Origin of the sequence: Nonomuraea turcica (assembly GCF_030718205.1) — a bacterium.
Taxonomy (GTDB): domain Bacteria; phylum Actinomycetota; class Actinomycetes; order Streptosporangiales; family Streptosporangiaceae; genus Nonomuraea.
This window is the reverse complement of record NZ_JAUZQF010000011.1, coordinates 274102-295509: the sequence shown is the minus strand read 5'-3', so window position 1 is coordinate 295509 and position 21408 is coordinate 274102. Positions and strand designations below refer to the sequence as shown.

Here is a 21408-nt window from a genome sequence, read left to right as displayed (position 1 = left end):
GCGGACTTGGAGGTCCGATTGACGCCTCGCGCGCCTGCCGCTTGACGTCACGGATTCGTAAGGCCTGGAGCCGCAGGCGGGCTCTAGCGTTGGAGCGTGATCGATGTCGTGTTGCCCTGCCTGGACGAGGCGGAGGCGTTGCCGTGGGTGCTGGAACGCATGCCGCCCGGCTACCGGCCCATCGTGGTGGACAACGGGTCAACCGACGGTTCCGATCAGGTGGCCGCCGCCCACGGCGCCCTGGTCGTACGGGAGCCGCGGCGCGGTTTCGGCGCCGCCTGCCACGCCGGCCTGCTGGCCGCCACCAGCGACGTCGTCTGCTTCATGGACGCCGACGCATCCCTCGACCCCCGGCAGCTCCCGCTGGTCACGGCCCAGGTCGTCGGCGGGGACGCCGATCTGGTGCTGGGCCGGAGGGTGGCCGCGACGGCGGGCGCGTGGCCGGCGCACGCCCGCTGGGCGAACGCCGTCCTGGCGCGCCGGCTGCGGCGCGCCGCCGGGATATCGGTGCACGACCTCGGGCCGATGCGGGCCTGCCGCCGGACCGCGCTGCTCGGCCTGGAGCTGGCCGACCGGCGCTTCGGTTACCCGCTGGAGATGGTGCTACGGGCCGCCGCCGCGGGGTGGCGGGTCGCGGAGACGGGGGTCGACTACCTGCCGCGCGCCGGGCGTTCCAAGGTGACGGGGACCGTACGGGGCACGTTGCGGGCCATCAAGGACATGCGGGCGGTGCTGTCCGAACATCAGGGGCAGCGGACCACCATGCCCGCGTAGGACAGATTGCCCCCGAAGCCGAAGAGCAACATCGGCGCCCCGCGCCGCACCACCCCCTGCTCCAGCAGCTTCGACAGCGCAAGGGGAACGCTCGCGGCCGAGGTGTTCCCCGACTCCACCACGTCGCGCGTCACGACCGCGTTGACCGCGCCGAGCTTCTTGGCGATGGGCTCGATGATGCGCAGGTTGGCCTGGTGCAGCACCACGGCCGCCAGGTCCTCGGGGCGCACGCCGCCGCGCTCGCAGGCCCGCCGGGCGATCTCGGGCAGCCGGGTGGTGGCCCACCGATAGACGGTCTGCCCGTCCTGGGAGAAGCGCGTGGGCGTGCCCTCGATGCGTACGGCGGCGCCCAGCTCAGGCGCCGACCCCCACACGACGGGCCCGACCTCGGCCTCGGCCGCAGCGCTCAGCACGGCCGCCCCGGCGCCGTCGCCGGTCAGCACGCACGTGGTCCGGTCGGTCCAGTCGGTGACCGACGTCATCCTGTCCGCCCCGACGACCAGCGCGTTCGTGGCCGCGCCGGCGCGGATCGTGTGGTCGGCCACCGCCAGGGCGTGCGTGAAGCCCGAGCACGAGACACCGACGTCCATGAGGGCCGCGGACGGCACGCCGAGCCGGGCCGCGACGCGGGAGGCGATGTTCGGGGCGCGCTCGGTCTGCGTGCAGGTGGCGATCAGCACGAGGTCGATGTCGGCCGGGTCCAGGCCGCTGCCGGCCAGGGCCTTCGCGGCGGCGTGCCCGGCCAGGTCTGCCACGCTCTCGTCGGGACCGGCCACATGCCGGGTGCGGATGCCGACCCGCTGTCTGATCCACTCGTCGCTGGTGTCCACCATGCCTGCCAAATCATCATTTGTCAGGATTTGAACAGGCTGGTAGTGGCCTGTGGCGACAAGTCGTGATCCGCTCATACGCCGGGACTATAGCAACCGAACGTTCGGACGCTAAAGTGGCTCGCATGAGCCCGCGCAAGTCCGTCGCCGAAGCCCTCGGCACCCGTTCCGCCATCCTCGACCGCTCGGTCGCCGTCGCCTCCGTCGAAGGGCTGGAAGGGCTCACCATCGGCCGCCTCGCCGGCGAGCTGGGCATGAGCAAGTCAGGCCTGCTCGGGCATTTCGGCTCCAAAGAGGCGCTGCAGCTCGCCGTGCTCGACCGGGCGGCGGACATCTTCCGCGCCGAGGTCTGGGAGCCCGCCCGGCCCGCCGACCCCGGGCTGCCCAGGCTACGCGCGCTCTGCGAGGCGTGGATCTCTTACTTGGAACGCGGGGTCTTCCCCGGCGGGTGTTTCTTCGTGGCGGCGGCGCACGAGTTCGACGGCCGTGAGGGGCCGGTCCGGGACGCGGTGGAGGCGCAGTTCGATGCCTGGCGTGGGCGGCTGTGCAAGGAGGCGCGCCGCGCCGCGGCGGCCGGCGACCTGCCGGCGGGAACGGACGCCGACCAACTGGCGTTCGAGCTGCTCGGCCTCATCATGGCAATGAACCATACGCTCCAGCTGCATCGCGATCCCGATGCCGCGACCCGGGCCCGCCGCGCCGTGAACGCCCGCCTGGGCGGCTGATCAGTAGGGCGAGCCCAGCCAGACTGAGAAGTCCTCCCACGAGCGCGGTACTGCGTACGCCGAAGCCGGACAGCAGGCCGCTGCCGATGAGCGCCCCGGCGGTGATCCCGACGTTGAATGCGGTCGACGAGCCCGCCCCGGCGAGATCGACACTGCCGGGGGCGACTTGCAACACCCGGCCGGCCAAGGCCGTGGCCAGAGCGGCGAAGGACAGACCGGACAGCGCGACCAGCGCGGCCGCTGCGCCAGGCACGCTGCCGAGGACGTACAGCCCGAGGAGCGCCACGGCCTGTGCCGCCACCGGGACGGCGATCGCCGCCCCTGCGTAGCGGTCGACCAGGTGCCCGCTGATGGCGACGCCCAGGACCGAGGCGATGCCCCGTAACAGCAGCAGCGGCCCGATCGCCCCGGCGGAGAAGGCGCTCACCTCGGTCAGGAAGGGGGTGACGTAGGTGAGCGCAGTGAACGTCCCGGCCACCACGAGGGCGGACATCACCAGCAGTCTCCAGTACGCGCGGGCGTCGGGGGCGGTCCCCGTGGTCGCGGGGGCGTCCGCGGCCACGGTGGCCGGCAGCAGCAAAGCGATCGCCACCAGGGCGAGTAAACCGACCGCGCTGAGCGCGACGAAGGATGCCCGCCAGCCGGCCTGCTGGCCGAGCCATGTCCCGGCAGGCACGCCCAGCACTGTGGCGAGATTGCCGCCGGCCAGCACCACGGCGATGACACGGCCGTGTACGCGTGGCGGGAACAGACCGGTCGCGGTCGAGATGACGACGGCCCAGAACACCGCTTGGCTGACCGCCATGATCACCCGGGCGCTGAGAAGGATCTCGTAGCTCGTCGCGGCGGCCGAAAGCCAGGCGGCCACGACGAACACGGCGAGCAGGCTCGTCAGCAGGAGGCGGCGCGGCATCCGGTACGTCAGCCGGGTCAGGGGGATGGTGGTGATGACGACCACGAGCCCGTAGCCGGTCACCAGCAGGCCGACGGCCGAAGGCGAGGTCGACAAATCCGTCGCGATCAATGTCAGCAGCCCGATGGGGAGTGTCTCACTCGTGACGTAGATGAACGTGGACATCGAGAGCGCGGCCAGCGCGCCGATCGACCGTGCAGTGCTGCGCCTGTCCATGCTGCTTCTCCTGTATCCGCTTTTACCGGTAGCAGATCGACGGGTTTCAGGTCTCTGGGCGATGGGCGGGCATCGGCGAAGCGGGCTTCAGGCCCCCGCCGTCGCCTGCCGGGCGGCGCGCCGGCGTTCGGTGAGACGGCGCGCCTTGACCTCCGTCCCGCAGTCGGCCATCCGGCACCATCTCCGTGAGGCGTTGCGGCTGCGGTCGAGGAAGATCCAGCCGCAGCCGCCGATCTCGGTCGGGCAGCGGCGCACGCGCCCGATGTCGGCCGTGCGCAGCAGGTCGAGGGCGGCGTCCACGGCGCGGTCCGGCACCAGGGACGCGGGGATGACGCCGATCACCAGCCGGGCCGCGGAAGCCCCTCGCGGATCCGGTGTCAACCTGGAGCGGCCCGCCGCGGCGAGCCAACGGCAGTGCAGTCGGTCGAGCGCTGCGCTGGAGGCCGCGAGGTCGATCGGCCCCACATCCAGTGCGGCGGTGGCGAGCAGAGTGAGGTGCAGCGACTCCCGGATGTCCCGGCAGGCGGCCAGCGCGGCGTGCGCCGCGTCAGGGTCGCGGTCCCAGGCTTCGGCGACCGCCGGGGCCTCGGTTTCGGTGATCAATCCGGCGCGGTGCGCCCACAGCAGCAGCGTGGCCGGTGCCGACACGTAGTCCCGTGGCTCCCAGCCGGGGACCGGGACCCCTCGTTCCAGGGTGTTGACCAGATCCAGGGCCGGATGGCCGCCCACCAGCGGCAGCTCGGACACGTCCATACATCGAATGCTACCGATCAACTCAGTTTTGGAGGTAGCACCAGAAGGGATACATTAAGGTCGCCCCAGCCGATCAGTGCTTGGGCGTAGCACGTTGAAGACCGGCCCGGCGGCGCAGGCGGGCCGGCGCGGTGCCCTGGGCGGTCAGTTCGCGGCGAGCCGGTCGAAGAGCTCCAGCGCGGCCTTGCGCACGTCCTCGGGAGACAGCCCGTCCAGCGTCTTCCTGGCGTGCGTGATGTCGCGCGTGGTGGCCAGCGTGATGGCCACGGACGAAGCGGCAGCGCGGTCGATCGATCCCGTCGGGGCGGCGTCGGCCAACTGCTGGGCGCTCGCGGCGAGGTCGAGGTTGTCTCTCAACGAATCTCCTCGGGTGAAGACGGTGCGGCCCATTGCATCATCTGGCGTCGTGTCTCATCCACCATTCGGTGAATTCCCGGCATCGCCCGTCTGGCACGAACCGGATCACCCAAAGGTTGCTATAGGTTTTGTCGGGATACGTGGTGACTCCTTGAATGACGCCGACGTCCTCGGTGACGCACACCGGATGCCATTCGAACGTGGCCTCGCCTGGCTTGTCCTTCCGGTCCAGCCATTTCACGACGATCTCGTCGCGTCCGTGCCAGGGCACGCTGTAGGGCTCGGTGTAGTAGAGAGCGTCCTCCGTGAACAGGGCGGAGATGTCGTCGGGATCGTTGGAGTTCCACGCTCGCACGTAGCCCTCGATCCACGGCCGCGGCTCGACCATGGCTCATCCTCTCAGCGGATCGTGCCCGACGGTCATAAGCTCGCGCCGCGAGTCGTCGTCCGTCTGGTCGCCCATGGTCTCGACGAGCTCGACGACCTGCCGCATGACGTCCAGGTCATCCTTGGTCAGATCGCCCTTGCGCTTGCTCAGGACGTGGAGGACGCCCCGCCCCAGCTCGTCGATGCCCAAGTCGGGGTCAGGGGGGAAGCTCTCCTCGTCCGAGGCGTCGGCCAGCAGGTACGCGCGCAGCTCCTCGGAGCTCATGTTGACCACGCGGTGGAACTCGTCCCAGAGCATGTCGTTGTCGAAGCCCTCAGTCATAGGGCCTCGCCTACCCGTTGCTCCTCGCGTTACGCACCCGGCACGGCCAGCCCCGACTCGTACGCGGCGATCACGGCCTGCACCCGATCCCGCAGCCCCAGCTTGCTCAGCACGTTGCTGACGTGCGTCTTCACCGTATGCTCGCTGACCACCATGGCCCCGGCGATCTCCGCGTTGGACAGCCCCCGCGCGATCAGCAGCAGCGTCTCGCGTTCCCGGGCCGTCAGCACCTCCAGCGTCGCCGCCGGGCGCTGGGCCGCCGGGCGCTTGGTGAACTCGGCGATCAGCTTGCCGGTGATGGCCGGGGCGAGCAGCGACTCGCCGGCCGCCACCACCCGCACCGCGTTCACCAGCTCGTCGCGCCGCACGTCCTTGAGCAGGAAGCCGCTCGCCCCCGCCCGCAGCGCGTCGAACACGTAGTCGTCCAGGTCGAACGTGGTCAGCATCAACACCCGGCACCCGCTCTCCGCGCACACGATCCTGGCCGCCTCGATGCCGTCCATCCTGGGCATGCGGATGTCGAGCAGCAGCACGTCGGGGGCGTGTTCGCGGACCGCGGCCACGGCCTCGGCCCCGTCGCCCGCCTCGGCGACCACGTCGATGTCCGGCTGGGCGTCCAGGATCATCGCGAACCCGCCCCTGACGAGCTCCTGATCGTCGGCCACGACGACGCGCACGGTCATGACGCCGCCAGCGGCAGCCGTACCGACACCGCGAAGCCCGGACCGTCCTGGCGCGGCCCGGCCGTGGCCGCGCCGCCGCAGGCCGCGGCCCGCTCCCGGATGCCGATCAGCCCGTTCCCGCCGGAGGGGAGTGCCCGTCCCGCGCCCGTCCCGCGCCCGTCCCGTTGTCGGTAATGTCGATCATCAGGGTGTGGTCCTCCCAGGTGAGCCGGATGTCGGCGCGGTCCGCGCCGGAGTGATCGCGGGCCTGCCCGCGGCCGACGCCACCGCCGCGATCGTCCGGGTGGGCGGCGACAAGGGCACGTGATCCAGAAATTAGCTGATTTCGATGGAGTAGGGAGGTACTCAGGCGGTGGTCCGCGCACTCAGTAGAGCATGGAGCCGTGTGGGGGCCGGCTCCCAGGCGTTTGCCGCGAAGGAGGGGACGGCACGTGCCGCGGCTCGGAACGAGCGGTCTGCCAACCGCTTGGCCGATCCGCGGCACGCGCCGGATTCACGTCCGTTCAGCGTGCGGCGAAGACCTGGGTCCAATACGAACCTGAGGCGACATAGCCGACGCCGATGTGGGTGTAGGAGCAGTCCAGGATGTTTCGTTTGTGGCCCGGGCTGTTCATCCAGTCGTCCATGACGGCGGCCGCCGAACGCTGACCGTAGGCGATGTTCTCGCCCCACGAGCTGACGGGTGAGAAGCCCGCGGCCGCGATGCGGTCATCGGCCTCTTTCCCGGTGGGTGAGGTGTGGTCGAAGTAGTCCTTGGCGACCATGTCCTGGGAGTGGCCGTAGGCGGCCTTGCGGAGCTTGCCGTCATGCTGGAGGGGCTTGCATCCGGCCTTGGCGCGCTGCGCGTTCGCCAGAGTCACGACCTGGTTCTCGAGCGTCGTGCCGACGGTGGACGGCTTCGACGTCGAGCGGGCGGACGGGGACCGGGTGGTCTTCGACGGCCTTGGGGCGGCTGTCGGCTTCTTGGGGGCTACGGGCTTGCGGGTAGCGGTCGGCCGGGGGGTGGCCTTCCTGGTCGGCGTCCGGGTGGTCGTGGGTTCGGGGGTGATCTCGGCGCCGGCGTAGTGGCCGGGAGCAGCCGGAGGCGAGGCGGACTGGCGCGTGGCGGTGGAGGCCATGTCCTGGGCGGAGGTCTGCACCGAAACGGCGGCGAGCAGCCCTACCCCGACCAGTGCCAGAGACGCCGCACCGACGCCGAGCCCGGTTGCGAGCTTTCTGCTGAACGGCACGACGAACCTCCTCGGTGCCAATCGCCTTCGATCCCACGCAGGGTGAACAGGATGAAACGGCCGCTACTGTAGCATCCGCCGACCTGTTTATGGCTGAATGCGGTGTTTAGTCGGATTTACACCCTTGCCGGCGCGGGCGCGGGTCCCGTGCTGCCGCGCGGCGTCAGCACCGCCGCCTGGTCCTCGTACGGCGGCACGCTCTCGCCCGCGATCAAGGCCAGCAACCGCTGGGCCGCGTGTGCCCCGTAGGCCGGGATGTCGCGGGTGAGCGCCGTCAGCGGCGGCCGTACGACCTGAGCCAGCGGCGAGTCGTCCCAGGCCACGATCGAGAGGTCGTCCGGCACCCGCACCCGCATCTCCTGCGCGACGGACAGGCCCGCCACCGCCATGATGTCGTTGTCATAGATGACCGCGGTGGGCCGGTCGGGTGAGCTGAGCAGCCGGCGGGTGGCCCGGGCGCCTTCGTCGCCGGTGTAGTCGGTGTGCACGGTGACGTGCTCGGCCGCTCCCTGGCAGGCCTCGGCGAACGCCTGGTCGCGGACGGCGGTGTGGACCAGCTCCGGCAACCCCGCCACCCGGGCGATGCGGCGGTGGCCGAGCGCCACGAGATAGCCGACGGTCTCGCGGACGGCCTGGCCTTCGTCGGACCAGATGGCCGACAACGAGCCGGACTGGGAGGGATGGCCGATGACGACGACCGGCATGCCGAGCCCCTCCAGCTCCGTCACGCGTGCGTCCGCATAGTGCAGGTCGACGAGGAAGACGCCGTCGATGCGGCTCTCGCCCCACCAGCGCCGGTAGACCTCGCTCTCCTTCTGGTGGCTGGTGACCACCTGGAGCAGCAGCGCGTACGACCGGTCGGCGAGCACGCCCTCGATGCCGCTGATCAGCTCCATGAAGAACGGCTCGACGCCCAGGATCCTGGCAGGACGGCACAGCGCGAGGCCGACGCAGTTGGCCCGGGCGCCGTTGAGCGCTCGGGCGGCGCTGTTGGGCCGCCAGCCGATCTCGTCGGCGATGGCGATGATCCTGGCCCGCGTCGCTTCGGACACCCCCGGCTGGCCGTTGAGCGCGTAGGACACCGCCACTTTGGAGACGCCCGCCCGGCTGGCGATGTCGGCGATCGTCGGTCGCTTCACGGACTTCCTCTCTGAACCGGGTAACCACTCATACTGTAGGCCAACCCGGATCGGAGGCATTAACCGATTAAGCCACGTGCCAAGGTCTCGCGTCCTCGGTCTCCTCGGCGGCCCCGGCCACGCGCAACGCGTACGTGGGCCGCTCGGCGCCCGCCACCGGCCCCAGATACGTGTGCCCGGTCAGGTGGCACCAGGCCGGCAGGTCCACGGGTGCGGCCGGGTCGATGGCGATCAGGTGGATGACCGCACCGGGACCGGCCCGGCGCACATGGCCTCGCAGCTCGATGAGTAGCTGAACGCACAGCTTGTCGCCGCCGTCCACAACGAGATCAGGCATATGCCTAGGAAACCACCTCGGGCGAGCGATCCCGCACGCGGTCACCACGCGCTCAAGGTGACGATCAGGAGATGCCGGGCGGGGAGGTGGAGTCGCGGATGACCAGCTGGCAGGGCATCTTGTGCACGCCGGGCGTCGCCTTGCCGTCGATGGCCGCGAACAGATGCTGGGCCGCCGTCCTGCCGAGCAGCTCCAGGTTCATGTCCACGGTCGTCAGCGCCGGCCGGGTCTCGGTGGACAGCACCTCCCAGTTGTCGTAGCCCACCACTGCGATGTCGTCGGGCACCCGCCGCCCCCGCTCCCGCGCCGTCTCCACGAACCCGGCCGCGACCTGGTCGCTGCCGCAGAAGACGGCGTCGATCTCGGGCTCGGCCATGAGCAGCATCTCGGCCGCGTGCCGCCCCCACCGCTGCGACCACGGCCCTGACAACGTCTGGCCGACCTGCTGGAGACCGGCCTCGGCGAGCGCCAGGCGCAGCCCTTCCTCGCGGTCTCGCGCGGCCTTGTAGTGGGTAGGCCCTGTGATGTGCGCGATCTTGCGGCGTCCCATCGCCAGCAGGTGTTTGACGGCCATGGCCGCGGCCCCCACGTCGTCCGGCACGAACGACACGTCGCCGGGATCCTCGGACGGCCCGTACGCGTATACGACAGGCACCGGCAGGTCCTTGCTCACCGACGGCCGCGGGTTGGTGCTCTCGCCCACCACGATCAGCCCGTCCACCCGGCGCGACAACAGCGCCCGCAGATGGTGCTGCTCCCTGATCGCGTCGCCGCGTGCGTCGCACAGCAGCACGGCCATCTCGCCGGCCCCGAACGCGTTCTCCGCGCCGAGCAGCACCGGGATGCCGAACCGGCCGACGCTGTCGGAGGTCAGCAGGCCCACGGTGCGGGTCTGGCCGGACAGCAGTCCCCTGGCCAGAGCGTTCGGCTGGAAGGAGAGCTCCGCCGCGGCGGCCAGCACGCGCTCGCGCGTGGCCGCGCGCACATCCTGGCGCCCGTTGAGCGCCTTGGACGCCGTGGCGATCGACACCCCCGCCAGCGAGGCCACATCACTGATGGTCGCCCGCCTAGTCGCCATTCTTCGAAACCCTTTTCGGTCGCCTGTGAACTGCATAGAACCCTAACACCCATTGACAGTGAGACAGGTTTCTTCTACGTTTCCGAAAACCTTTAAGTCCAGGAGCACATCATGAGACGAAGGCTGGCCGGGATCTCCCTCCTCGGTGTGTTAGCGCTCACAGCAGCGGCCTGCGGCAGCAGCGGCGGAGGCGGTGGTGGGGGCAGCACGCAAGCAGCGGACAGTCCCGTGACGATCACAATGTGGACCCGCGCTGCCACGCAGACGCAGAGCGAGCGGCTGGTCCAGGAGTACAACAAGACCCACAAGAACCAGGTGAAGCTCACCGTCATCCCCACGGACAACTACCAGCCGCGCATCGCCGCCGCGGCCGGCGCCAAGCAACTGCCCGACGTGTTCGCGGCCGACGTCATCTTCGTCCCGAACTACACCTCCCAGGGCCTGTTCATGGATGTCACGGACAGGGTAAACGCCCTGCCGTACAAAGCGGGGCTCGCGCCCTCGCACATGAAGCTCGGCACGCTCGACGGCAAGATGTACACCCTGCCGCACACCCTCGACCTGTCGGTCTGGTTCTGGAACAAGGACCTGTACCAGAAGGCCGGGCTCGACCCCGAGCAGGGCCCGAAGACGCTGAAGGAGTTCGCTCAGCACGCCACCACCATCCAGGAGAAGCTGGGCAAGGACGGCAAGGTCCACGGCACGTTCTTCGGCGGCAACTGCGGCGGCTGCTACGTCTTCACGTTCTGGCCGTCCGTCTGGGCGGCCGGCGGCCAGGTCATGAACGCCGAGGGCACGCAGTCGCTCAACGACCAGCCCGCGATGACCGACGTCTTCAAGATCTACCGCGAGCTGTACGAGAAGGATGCCACCGGCCCGACGGCCAAGGAGGAGCAGGGCCCGACCTGGACCGGCTTCTTCCCCAAGGGTGAGATCGGCGTCATGCCCATGCCGTCGACCACGCTCGGCCTGATGCCCAAGGACATGAAGATCGGCGTCACCCCGATCGCCGGTCCCGACGGCGGCGAGTCGACGTTCGTCGGCGGCGACTCCATCGGCATCTCCTCCACCAGCAAGAACGCCGACGCGGCCTGGGAGTTCCTGTCCTGGACGGTCTCCGACCAGGCGCAGGTCGAGGTCATGGCCAAGAACAAGGACGTGCTCGCGCGTACCGACCTGGCCAGCAACAAGTACTCCTCCGAGGACCCGCGCGTGGTGATGATCAACTCGCTGGTGGCCAAGGGCCAGACCCCGTTCGCCCTGCGCTTCGGCCAGACGTTCAACGACCCGCAGGGCCCGTGGCTGCGCTTCGCCCGCGAGGCCGTGTTCGGTGACGCGTCGAAGCTCCCGCAGCTCAACACCGAGATCACGAAGTCGCTGCAACAATGACCTTGACGATCACGCGATCCGGGCGGCGGCCGGCACACTCCGCGCCGTCCGCCCGGTGGCGGAGCAGGAAAGTCCAGGGCTGGCTGTACGCGGCGCCGACGGCCGTCATCGTGGGCGTGCTCTTCATCGCGCCCCTGGTGCTGGTCGTCTGGATGTCGCTCAACCGCTGGCCCCTGCTCGGCCAGGCCACGTTCAACGCCCCCACGAACTACACCAAGATCGCTGACAATCCGCTCTTCGTCGACGCGGTGCTCTTCACCCTCAAATACACCGTCATCACCACCGTCCTGCTGTCGGCGGTGGCGCTGGGTCTGGCCCTGCTGGTGCAGGACCGCAAGCCGGGCATCGCGTTCTTCAGGACGGCGTTCTTCCTGCCCGGCGCGGTCGGCTTCGCCGCGGCCGGGCTGCTGTTCTACGGCATGCTGAACAACGACTTCGGCCCGATCGACCCCATGCTCCAGTCGCTGGGCATCACCGACGAGCCCGTGAAGTGGATCGGCACGCCCAACATGGCGCTGTTCTCCACGATCACGCTGGTGATCTGGCGCTTCGCCGGGTTCAACATGCTCATCCTGCTGACCGGCCTGCAGGCCATCCCGACCGAGGTGTACGAGGCCGCGCGCAGCGACGGCGCCAACCGCTGGCAGGTGTTCACCAAGATCACGCTGCCGCTGCTGCGCCCGACGCTGGCGTTGATGCTCATCCTCAGCGTCACGGGCTCGCTGCTGGCCTTCGACCAGTTCTTCGTCTTCACCAACGGCGGCCCGGACAACAGCACGGTGTCCATGGTCATGGTCGTCTACCGAGACGCGTTCTTCCGTTTCGACCTCGGCGGCGCCGCGGCGTTGTCGGTCGTGCTGCTCGTGGCCCTTGTCGGGCTCAACACGGTGATGATGCGGAGGCTGCGATGAGCCGTTACCTCACGCTGTCCGCCCTGGCGGTGCTGTTCCTGTTCCCGCTGGTGTGGAGCGGCTACGCCTCGCTGGAGGAGCCGTCCAACTATCTGGAGATGGCCGGCTTCGGCGAGGGGCTGGGCACGTACTCGACCAACAGCGTGCTGGTCTCCGGCATGACCGTGGCGGGCACGCTGATCGTCTCGGCGCTCGGCGGCTACGGCTTCGCCCGATTCGACTTCCCTGGCAAGAACCTGCTGTTCCTCGCCACGCTGGCGATCCTCATGGTGCCGTACGCGACGATCCTCATCCCGCTCTACGTGCTGCTCGGCTACATCGGCCTGCAGAACTCGCTGGTCGGGTTGTCGCTGGTGTTCGTGATGTTCCAGCTGCCGTTCGCGCTGTTCATGATGCGCAACGCGTTCGAAGCGCTGCCGCGCGAGCTGGAGGAGGCGGCGCTGGTGGACGGGTGCGGCACCTTCCGCGCCTTCACCAGGATCCTGCTGCACGCCGTGCGGCCCGCGCTGATCACGGTGGGCCTGTTCGCGTTCCTCGCCTCGTGGAACGACTTCTTCGCGCCGCTCATCCTGCTCAACGACGGTGCCTCGTTCACCCTGCCGGTGGCCGTGGTCAGCATGACGCAGCAGACGTTCGGCGCGGTCGACTACGGCATGCTCCAGGCCGGCGTCATGGTCATGGCCTTCCCCTGTCTCATCCTCTTCATCGTGTTGCAGCGCCACTACGTGCGCGGATTCATGTCAGGAGCTCTGCGTGGCTAACCCCGTCCTGCCCTCATCGGGCGTTCTGTCCCCTCTAGGCCTCGACGCGGTACGCCTCTCGCCCGGTTTCTGGGGCGACCGGGTGGCGCTCAACCGCGAGGTCACCATCGCCCACTGCCAGGAATGGGAAGAACGCGAAGGCTGGATCGGCAACTTCCGGGGTGAACGTCCCCGCAGGGGCCGGGAGTTCAGCGACTCCGAGATCTACAAGCTCCTGGAGGCCATGGCCTGGGCCGACCACCCGGGGCTGCCCGAGCTGGCCGAGACCGTGGCCCAGGCCCAGGAGGGCGACGGCTACATCAACACCCGCTGGTCCGGCAGCCGGTACACCGACTTCGAGTGGGGGCACGAGCTCTACTGCTACGGCCACCTCATCCAGGCCGGGGTCGCCAGGTTGCGCATGCACGGCGAGGACCGGCTCACGCAGGTGGCGGTGCGGGCCGCCGACCACGTCTGCCGCCGCTTCATGGAGGGCACGGAGACCTGCGGCCACCCCGTGATCGAGATGGCGCTCGTCGAGCTCTACCGCGTGACCGGGACGGAGCGGTACCTGGAGATGGCCAGGCGCTTCGTCGAGCGGCGCGGCCTGCCCGCGCTTGCCGAGGTGCACTTCGGCCGCGGCTACTTCCAGGACGACGTGCCGGTCCGTCAGGCGCAGGTGTTCCGCGGGCATGCCGTGCGGGCGCTCTATCTCGCCTCCGGCGTGGTGGACGTGGCCGTCGAGACCGGCGATGAGGAGTTGCTGAAGGCGGTCGAGGCGCAGTGGGAGCGCACGGTCGCCCGGCGTACGCACCTGACCGGTGGCATGGGCTCGCGGCACATCGACGAGTCGTTCGGCGACGACTACGAGCTGCCGCCGGACCGCGCCTACAACGAGACCTGCGCGAGCATCGCCTCCATCATGCTGGCGCACCGGCTGCTGCTGGCCACCGGCGACGTCCGCTACGCCGACCTGGCCGAGCGGACCCTGTACAACATGCTCGCCACCGGGGTCGCGCTGGACGGCCGGTCGTTCTTCTACGCCAACCCGCTGCAGGTACGGGTGCCCGCCGTGCCGCTCGAAGGCGTCAACCACGCCGCCGAGGGTGGGCTGCGCTCGCCCTGGTTCGACGTGTCCTGCTGCCCGAACAACATCGCCCGCACGCTGGCCTCGCTGCCCGCCTACATGGCCACGACCGCGGCGGACGGCCTGCAGATCCACCACTTCACGCCATCGGAGATGCGGTACGGCGACCTGGCGGTGCGGGTGGAGACCGGCTACCCGTGGGACGGCACGGTGACGGTCCGGGTGCTGGAGGACGGCGACGGGCGGATCAAGCTACGCGTCCCCGCCTGGGCCTCGGACGCGACGCTCGCGCACGGGGGGACCGTCCGTGCGGTGACCCCGGGATACGCGGTCGCCGACGGGCCGTGGCGGGCGGGTGACGAACTCCGGCTGGAGCTGGCGATGTCGCCGCGGTGGACCTTCCCCAACAGCAAGATCGACGCGCTTCGGGGGTGCGCGGCGGTCGAGCGGGGGCCGCTCGTTTACTGCGCGGAGTCGGTGGCCGACGAGCCGCCGCTCGCCGACCTGGCCGTGCGGGTCGAGCCGCCCGTGGAGCACGAGGCGGACGGCGTGGTCCAGCTGGAGGTCGGGGCATCGCTCGGCGACAGCGACGGCGACGGCTGGCCGTATTCGGCGTCGCAGAACGGCCGCGTGGACGCTTCGGACGCGCGGCTGCGGCTCATCCCTTACCACCGGTGGGGCAACCGGGGTCCCGCGACCATGCGTGTCTGGCTGCCGATCTGAACCCTCTGGAGAATGCATGCGTTTCTTAGCCGTGTTAGCGCTCACAGCCTCTCTTGTCGCGTTACCGACCTCGGCGGTCGCGGTGGATGACCTCGGGATGCCGGTGTTCACGGGTGCCGACCCCGTGCCCGACGAGCCGGTCGGCTACCACCCGCGCAAGATGATGGAGGAGATCTACAAGAAGGAGAAGGGCGGCGACTCGTACTGGATCGACCGCATGCTGGCCCGGCCGGGCGACGACCCGGCCGGCCCGTGGTTGATGTCGCGCGGGCGGGCGCTGTTCATGAAGGAGCACGACCCCCGCAAGATCGGGTTCGGCGGGTACGTCGCGTACTGGGAGAGCATCGACAACCGGGACGCGTACACGATCTCGCTCGGCGGCACGCTCACCGAGGACGTGTCGAAGCGGCTGCAGATGCCCAGCCACTGGACCGGCCAGTACGCCGGCGACGGGCTGGCGGTCGGCGTGAAGAAGTTCATCACGCACGAGAACGTGGCCGTGACGACGCTGGAGATCACTAACACGGGGTCGGCGGCGAAGTCGGTCCCGATCACGGTGACCTCCCCCTACACCAAGACGGCCGACGGCGACCGGGAGCTGACCGGCGCCGTGTTCGCCAAGAACAGGCTGACCACGATCTTCCCCAGGCTCAGCGGTGACGGGCTCAAGGTCGACGACGGCACGCTCAAGGGCGCCGTCACGGTCGAGCCGGGCAAGACGGTGCGCACCAAGGTCCAGATGGGCTTCGTCACCGAGGAGCTCGCCGGGTCGCGGGCCGAGTACGACGGCTACAAGGGCCGCTCGCCGGAGCAGGCGCTGCGGCGCCAGCTGCAGGACTACAACGCCTGGTGGGCGGACAACGTCCCCTACACCGACGTGCCCGACGAGAACATCAAGAAGTTCATCTACTACCGCTGGTGGCTGATGCGCTTCAACTTCCTCGACGCCGACATCCCCGGGAACGACTACCAGTTCCCGACGTCGGTGGAGGGCGCGCTGGGCTACAACAACGCGATCGTGCTGACCGTGCCGATGTTCGTGCAGGACCTGAAGTACCTGCGCAACCCCATCTACTCGTACGGGCCGTGGGTGTCGGCGGGCGAGGTGTCGCGCAACTCCAAGTACACCGACAACCCGGGAGACCCGGAGAACTGGTCGAACAGCTACACGCAGTACATCTCGGCCGCGGCGCTGGAGAGCTACCAGATCCACGGCGGGCAGCCGCAGATCCTGCGGAACCTGGCCCGGTATGCCGAGAAGGACGTCTACGGGCAGCTCAACGCCTACGACTCCAACAAGAACGGCGTCATCGAGTACGACTGGGAGGCCATGACCGGCAACGACGCCGACGCGGTGTCGTTCCACTACTACGACCGGGCGAACGAGCGGCTCGAAGGCGCCTACGTCTACGCCAACGCGATGGCGGCGGCGCAGGCGTACGAGCTGTCGGGCGACCGGGCGAAGGCCGCGGAGATGCGCGGCGTGGCCGACAAGGTCAAGAACGGCATCCTCACCCTGCTCTGGGATGAGCAGAACAAGTTGTTCAAGCACCGCGACCTGCAGACGGGCAACCTGATCCCGTGGAAGGAGTCGAACAACTACATCCCGTACGCGACCGGCCTGGTCCCCACCGATGACCCGAAATATCGGGAGGCGCTGCGGTTGTGGGCCGACCCGGCGGAGTATCCGATCTTCCCTGCGTACACCGCCAACCAGAAGGACAAGGCCGAGGCCGCCGAGGCGGGGAACCCGGGCTCGAACAACTTCTCGCAGATCAACTCGACCCGTAACTTCGCCTTCTTCGGCAAGGCGCTGCGGGAGTACCAGACGCCGTACATCACGGCCGACCAGTACAAGCAGCTGCTCTACTGGAACGCCTGGTCGCAGTATGTCGGCGGGGACACCCGCTACCCCGACGCCAACGAGTTCTGGGCCGACTGGAACAAGACCACCAAGACCATCGGCTACCGCTCCTGGATCCACCACACGATCCTGGGCAGCAGCAACTGGACGGTGATCGAGGACGTCATGGGCCTGCGGCCGCGCTCGGACGGCAAGGTCGAGCTGTGGCCGGTGGACATCGGCTGGGACCACTTCACCGTCAACGGCATCAACTACCGCGGCAACGACCTCACCATCGTGTGGGACAAGCCCGGCGACGGCAAGACGCACTACGCCGGCGTGCCCGAGGGGTACTCGATCCTCATCGACGGCAAGCGCAAGGTCACGCTCTCCGGTCTCGCGCACGCGGTCTGGGACCCGGCGACCGGCAAGGTCGAGGGCGGCACGGTGCTGCACGCCGAGAAGGCCTCCTCGATGAAGGCCCCCGCCCAGGTCGAGCTCGAGGGCGACCGGGTCGAGGACCTGTTCCAGAGGGCCGGCGTGGACCTGCGCTCCACCCGCCCGAACGTGGTCAAGTCCGCCACCGCCTCCCACGGCGACCCGGCCGGCGCGGTGGACGGGTTCACGATCAACGAGCCGTACTGGGGCAGCAAGGGCTCCGGCAAGACCCAGGACTGGCTGGAGGTCGACCTCGGCTCGGCCCAGAAGGTCGACCAGGTCAAGCTGTACTTCTACAACGACCGAAAGGCGGCCGGGTACAGCGAGCCCGCCTTCTACTCGGTGCAGTATCAGGACGGCGACACCTGGAAGGACGTGCCGGGGCAGGCCAGGAAACCGGTCTATCCACGGGCGAACCTCAATGAGGTCCGCTTCCCGGGCATCACCGCGCAGAAGCTACGCGTCCTGGTCACGCACCGGCCCGGCTACGCCACCGGCCTGAAGGAGATCCAGGCGTACCAGAGGGGCGCCGACGCGGGGACGGTCACCAACCGGGCCCCGTACGTGGCGGCCGTGGTCGATCCGGCCTTCAGCCGCCCCGGCCAGGTCAGGATCGACGCGGTGGCCAAGGACGACGCGCTGCCGAAGGGCACGCTCACCACGCAGTGGGCCAAGGTCGACGGGCCCGGTGAGGCGTTCTTCACCGACCCGACGGGCACGAGCACGGTCGTGTCGTTCTCCGAGCCGGGCACGTACCGGCTCAAGCTCACCGCCTCGGACGGCGAGAAGAGCGGCTCCGCGACCGTGACCGTCACCGCCACGGCCCAGGCCGCGCAGGTGAACGTGGCGCCCAAGGCCACGCCCACCGCCTCCTACACCTCGCCGTGGGAGCGGATCGCGGCGATCAACGACGGCATCGACCCGCCGCGCTCCAACGACGGCGCCAACCCGCGCTGGGGCACCTGGCCGCAGCAGGGCACGCAGTGGGTGCAGCTCGAATGGCCGTCGCCGGTGCGGGTGAACAAGGCCGACGTGTACTTCTTCGACGACGGCGGCGGCGTGCGCCTGCCCGCCTCGTGGAAGATCCAGCAGTGGGACGGTGACTCCTTCGAGGACGTCACCGGCGTCGCCTCCTACCCGACGGCGATCGACGCCTACAACACCGTCTCCTTCGACACCGTCGGCACCTCGAAGCTGCGCGTCCAGCTGGAGGCCGGCGGGGCGTCGCTCGGGTTGCTGGAGGTCAAGGTGTACGAGGTCCCGCCGGACTCCGTGCGCCCCGTGCACGTCCCCACCCTGGTCGACACGCTGCCCAAGCTGCCGGCCACCGTGGAGACCCTGTACGCGGACGGCGCCCGGAGCACCGCCGCCGTCACCTGGCAGCAGGTGACGCCCGACCAGGTGAAGACGGGTGGCACCAGCTTCACCGTCTCCGGCCTCGCCGAGGGCGTGCGCCAGCCTGTCCAGGCCACGGTGTACGTCCGCACCACCGCGGCCGTGACCATCACCTCGATCGCCGAGGAGGCGGTCACGACCAAGGCCGGGGTGGCGCCGGCGATGCCGAAGACCGTCGTGGCGACGTACAACGACGGGTCGAAGGACAGCTCGGTCGCCGTCACCTGGGAGGCCATCAGCCCTGACCGGTACGCCCAGCCGGGCACGTTCACCGTGACCGGCCAGGTTCAGGGCACGACCCTCACCGCGAAGGCCACCGTCACCGTCCAGTAGCGCCTATTCTGTCCTGGCCCCGCCACATTCGCGGGGCCAGGACAGCGCTTAGGACGGACAAGCCGATGGTCGAATTCACCGACCTCTCGGGCCGGGGGAAGGCCGCGCGGGTCGTGGCCGTCCTCATGGCGGTCGTGTCTCCCGTCCTCACCGTCGCCGCGGTGGTCATCTGGAGCCGGCTGCCCGCCGAGTGGATCCCGGCCAGGACCGTGTCGCCCCAGTCGGCCGCCGGGCTGACGTTCCCCGCGGTCGGCGCCTTTTTGCTCTTCCACCGCCCCCGGCTGAACATGGCGTGGCTGATGTGCCTGGGCGGCCTCGCGGCCGGGGTCAGCGACGTCTCCGCTGCGCTGATGTTCCGCGCCGCCTCATCCGGCGACCTGCTCACCGCCGGCTACCTGCGCCTTCCCACGAACATCGGCTGGGCGGTGTGCGGCGTGCTGCTCACGATGGTGCTGCCGCTGTACTCGCCGGACGGCCGCCTGCCTTCCCGGCGGTGGCGGGTCGTCCTGGTGCTCGGCTACTCCTCCATCACCGCCAACTTCGTGCGCACGATGGTCCAGCCGCCCCCGCCCCTCGAGGCCTACCCGTACCCGGCGGTCATCCCCAATCCCCTGCAGATCCCCGCGTTCGCCCCGTACGTGCAGACGATCGCGGTGATCGCCTGGACCGGCATCTACGTCTCCATGGCGCTGGCGGCTCTGTCACTGGCGTTGCGGATGCGGCACGTGGACCCGATCACCAGGCGGCAGATCGGCTGGCCGCTGCTGGCGTTCACCGGATACATCGTGTTCCTGGTCGCCGCCGCGTTCGACCAGGCCCTGATGTGGCCTGCGGTCGCCTGGGCCGCGCTCGTCCCGGTCGCGGTCGCGTTCTCGGTGATGCGTTACCGGCTCTACGGCATCGACACGGTGATCAGCCGCGCCTTCGTGGCCGCCGGGCTGGTTGCCGCGGTCAGCGCGGTCTACTTCGTCGCCAGCACGTTGTCCAGCGTGCTGGTCTCCGGCTACGGCCAGGTGGCCGGGATCAGCGCCGCGCTCTTCGCCGGAGCGTTCTTCCAGCCGCTGCGGCGGGCGCTCCAGCGGGCCGTGGACCGGCTCCTGTACGGCGCCGTCGGCGACCCCGGCGTGCTCGCCGAGCGCCTCACCCAGGCCGTGCGCCGCGGCGACCCGGCCGAGGCGCTGACCTCGGTGGTGAGCGTGCTGCGTGACGGGCTGGCGGTCGAGGGCGTGGCCGTCGAGGTGGCCGAGGGTGAGCCCCGCTACGTCGAGAGCGGCAGGGTGGGCGACAGCCCGCGCGAGGTGCCCCTGGTATGGCACGGGGAGCGCGTCGGCCGCCTGTTCGTCGGACCGCCGGGGCCGCGCCGCTTCCCCGCCGCGCACAACGAGCGGGTGCTGGCCACGCTCACCCCGTACGCCGCCGACGTCGCCCACGCCGTCCGCATGGCCGCCGACCTGCAACGCTCCCGCGAGCGCATCCTGACCACGAGGGAGGAGGAACGCCGCCGCCTGCGCCGCGACCTGCACGACGGGCTCGGCCAGACCCTCTCCGCCATGGCCATGACCATCAACATGGCCAGGCTCAGCCTGAAGAGATCCCCGGAGGCGGCCGACGAGCTGCTCCAGGACCTGCACGCCGGGATGAGCGCGGTCACCCGGGACATCCGCGAGCTCGTCTACGGCCTGCGCCCGCCCGCGCTCGACGACCTGGGCCTGGCCAGGGCCGTCCGCGACCTGGCCGGCCAGTCGTCGCCGGACACGGAGGTCGAGGTGGACGTCGAGGGCAGCCTGCGTGACCTGCCCGCGGCCGTCGAGGTGGCGGTCTACCGGATCGTCCAGGAGGCCCTGACCAACATCCGCAAGCACGCCGAGGCGTCGCTCGCCCGGATCGTGCTGCAGCGGGAGCAGTCGGTGCTGCGCGTGCTGATCAGCGACGACGGCAAGGGCCTGCCCGCGTCGTATCGGGCGGGTGTGGGCCTCGGCTCGATGCGCGAGCGGGCGGCCGAGCTGGGCGGCATCTGCGTGGTCGCCGGCGAGCCCGGCGCGGGCACCCGCGTGGAGGTCATGCTCCCGCTCCTGACCGCGCCGTCCCAAGCGCTGACCTGAGCATGGCAGGTGCCCTTCCCTTGGGTTAACCGGTTAGGTGAAACCTTCAGCGGAGCGTCGGCAGGCCGGCGGCGAGCGCGCTGAGCATGCGGACGAGCATGGGCACCATCTGGGGGCAGGTGGCGCCGAGCTCGGGGTACCGGGCGTAGACCTCAGCCAGCGTGGGGGAGGGGTTGGCGGCGGGATAGAGCAGGCCGCCCAGGCCGGCGGCGCCCATGACGAGCTCGGTCGCCTCGTTGACCGTGAGGTCGGTGATGCCCGCCACCTCTGAGCCCAGCTCGCCGACCACGCCCACCACGGCCCGCTTGAACGTGTACGCCGCCTCGACCGACACGTTGTGCTCCAGGCTGGTGGAGGTGTGGCTGAGCAGGTCGCAGAAGAGCGGGCGCGCGGCCAGCGTCTCCGCCAGCACCGTCACCACCTCGGGTGTGCCGGAGGCGTGCCGCAACCGCTCGCGCACCGCCTCCGCCCACTGCCCCCACTCCTCGGTGGCCAGGTGGAGGTAGATCTCCTCGCGGGTGCCGAAATAGCGCACGATGTTGGACTTCGCCAGACCCACGGCCTCCGCGACCGCGCCCAGGCTCACGTTCCGCACGCCCGAGGCCATGGCGAGCTCGCGCGCGGCGTCGAGGATCGCCTCGCGCCGCTGCTGCTTGTGCTCCGGCCGCCTGGCCCTGAGGAAAGTCATCGCGGTCTCAGGATAA

The 21408-nt window shown here is 69.9% G+C and carries 20 protein-coding genes; 8 read left to right on the top strand and 12 right to left on the bottom strand.

Features of this window, described 5'->3' with window-relative positions; all coding sequences use genetic code 11:
* Positions 1 to 96: 96 nt before the first annotated feature.
* Positions 97 to 774, top strand: a complete 678-nt coding sequence (locus Q9G87_RS28740) for a glycosyltransferase family 2 protein (protein ID WP_305919604.1) — start codon at positions 97 to 99, stop codon at positions 772 to 774.
* On the opposite strand, the gene Q9G87_RS28735 is transcribed toward Q9G87_RS28740, so the two are convergent.
* Positions 744 to 1682 (bottom strand): beta-ketoacyl-ACP synthase III, encoded by a 939-nt coding sequence (locus Q9G87_RS28735; RefSeq protein WP_305919603.1) that lies wholly within the window; start codon positions 1680 to 1682, stop codon positions 744 to 746. The genes Q9G87_RS28740 and Q9G87_RS28735 overlap by 31 nt on opposite strands.
* A gap of 47 nt (positions 1683 to 1729) precedes the next feature.
* Between Q9G87_RS28735 and Q9G87_RS28730 the strand changes: the two genes are divergently transcribed.
* The gene (locus Q9G87_RS28730) at positions 1730 to 2329 is read left to right on the top strand and encodes a TetR/AcrR family transcriptional regulator (protein WP_305919602.1); all 600 of its coding nucleotides are present in this window, start codon (positions 1730 to 1732) and stop codon (positions 2327 to 2329) included.
* Here Q9G87_RS28730 and Q9G87_RS28725 read toward each other — a convergent pair.
* The 10 genes from Q9G87_RS28725 to Q9G87_RS28675 form a co-directional block, all read right to left on the bottom strand.
* A complete protein-coding gene (locus tag Q9G87_RS28725) occupies positions 2238 to 3458 on the bottom strand; it encodes an MFS transporter (RefSeq protein ID WP_305919601.1) in 1221 nt (406 codons plus the stop codon). The two genes, Q9G87_RS28730 and Q9G87_RS28725, sit on opposite strands and share 92 nt — an antisense overlap.
* Positions 3459 to 3545: 87 nt before the next feature.
* A complete protein-coding gene (locus Q9G87_RS28720; protein WP_305919600.1) occupies positions 3546 to 4211 on the bottom strand; it encodes a CGNR zinc finger domain-containing protein in 666 nt (221 codons plus the stop codon).
* Positions 4212 to 4355: 144 nt separating this feature from the next.
* Entirely contained in the window at positions 4356 to 4568 is a 213-nt protein-coding gene (locus tag Q9G87_RS28715) for a hypothetical protein (protein ID WP_305919599.1), read from the bottom strand.
* Between the two features lie 37 nt (positions 4569 to 4605).
* Positions 4606 to 4956, bottom strand: a complete 351-nt coding sequence (locus Q9G87_RS28710) for a nuclear transport factor 2 family protein (RefSeq protein WP_305919598.1) — start codon at positions 4954 to 4956, stop codon at positions 4606 to 4608.
* 3 nt (positions 4957 to 4959) lie between these two features.
* Positions 4960 to 5277, bottom strand: coding sequence for a DUF3140 domain-containing protein (locus tag Q9G87_RS28705; protein ID WP_305919597.1), 318 nt, complete (start codon positions 5275 to 5277; stop codon positions 4960 to 4962).
* A gap of 29 nt (positions 5278 to 5306) precedes the next feature.
* Positions 5307 to 5960 (bottom strand): response regulator, encoded by a 654-nt coding sequence (locus Q9G87_RS28700; protein ID WP_305919596.1) that lies wholly within the window; start codon positions 5958 to 5960, stop codon positions 5307 to 5309.
* A 503-nt stretch (positions 5961 to 6463) separates the two neighbouring features.
* On the bottom strand, positions 6464 to 7189 hold the full coding sequence (locus tag Q9G87_RS28690; protein WP_305919595.1) for a CAP domain-containing protein: 726 nt from the start codon (positions 7187 to 7189) through the stop codon (positions 6464 to 6466).
* A 116-nt stretch (positions 7190 to 7305) separates the two neighbouring features.
* Positions 7306 to 8328, bottom strand: a complete 1023-nt coding sequence (locus Q9G87_RS28685; protein ID WP_305919594.1) for a LacI family DNA-binding transcriptional regulator — start codon at positions 8326 to 8328, stop codon at positions 7306 to 7308.
* Between the two features lie 67 nt (positions 8329 to 8395).
* Positions 8396 to 8665, bottom strand: a complete 270-nt coding sequence (locus tag Q9G87_RS28680) for a sulfurtransferase TusA family protein (protein ID WP_305919593.1) — start codon at positions 8663 to 8665, stop codon at positions 8396 to 8398.
* A gap of 64 nt (positions 8666 to 8729) precedes the next feature.
* Complete coding sequence (locus tag Q9G87_RS28675; protein ID WP_305919592.1) at positions 8730 to 9743, bottom strand: LacI family DNA-binding transcriptional regulator; 1014 nt, start codon at positions 9741 to 9743, stop codon at positions 8730 to 8732.
* Between the two features lie 228 nt (positions 9744 to 9971).
* Between Q9G87_RS28675 and Q9G87_RS28670 the strand changes: the two genes are divergently transcribed.
* From Q9G87_RS28670 to Q9G87_RS28645, 6 genes are all read left to right on the top strand, one after another.
* Entirely contained in the window at positions 9972 to 11132 is a 1161-nt protein-coding gene (locus tag Q9G87_RS28670) for an ABC transporter substrate-binding protein (RefSeq protein ID WP_305919591.1), read from the top strand.
* A complete protein-coding gene (locus Q9G87_RS28665) occupies positions 11129 to 12043 on the top strand; it encodes a carbohydrate ABC transporter permease (RefSeq protein ID WP_305919590.1) in 915 nt (304 codons plus the stop codon). Before Q9G87_RS28670 ends, Q9G87_RS28665 begins: the two co-directional genes overlap by 4 nt.
* Positions 12040 to 12804 carry a carbohydrate ABC transporter permease gene (locus Q9G87_RS28660; RefSeq protein WP_305919589.1) on the top strand — a complete coding sequence of 255 codons (765 nt, stop codon included), beginning with the start codon at positions 12040 to 12042 and terminating at the stop codon, positions 12802 to 12804. The genes Q9G87_RS28665 and Q9G87_RS28660 overlap by 4 nt, the downstream gene beginning before the upstream one ends.
* Complete coding sequence (locus Q9G87_RS28655) at positions 12797 to 14593, top strand: glycoside hydrolase family 127 protein (protein ID WP_305919588.1); 1797 nt, start codon at positions 12797 to 12799, stop codon at positions 14591 to 14593. The genes Q9G87_RS28660 and Q9G87_RS28655 overlap by 8 nt, the downstream gene beginning before the upstream one ends.
* A 16-nt stretch (positions 14594 to 14609) precedes the next feature.
* The gene (locus Q9G87_RS28650) at positions 14610 to 18602 is read left to right on the top strand and encodes a galactose-binding domain-containing protein (RefSeq protein WP_305919587.1); all 3993 of its coding nucleotides are present in this window, start codon (positions 14610 to 14612) and stop codon (positions 18600 to 18602) included.
* A gap of 65 nt (positions 18603 to 18667) precedes the next feature.
* Entirely contained in the window at positions 18668 to 20704 is a 2037-nt protein-coding gene (locus Q9G87_RS28645) for a sensor histidine kinase (RefSeq protein WP_305919586.1), read from the top strand.
* A gap of 46 nt (positions 20705 to 20750) precedes the next feature.
* Here Q9G87_RS28645 and Q9G87_RS28640 read toward each other — a convergent pair whose 3' ends face one another.
* A complete protein-coding gene (locus tag Q9G87_RS28640; protein WP_305919585.1) occupies positions 20751 to 21392 on the bottom strand; it encodes a TetR/AcrR family transcriptional regulator in 642 nt (213 codons plus the stop codon).
* Positions 21393 to 21408 lie beyond the last annotated feature (16 nt).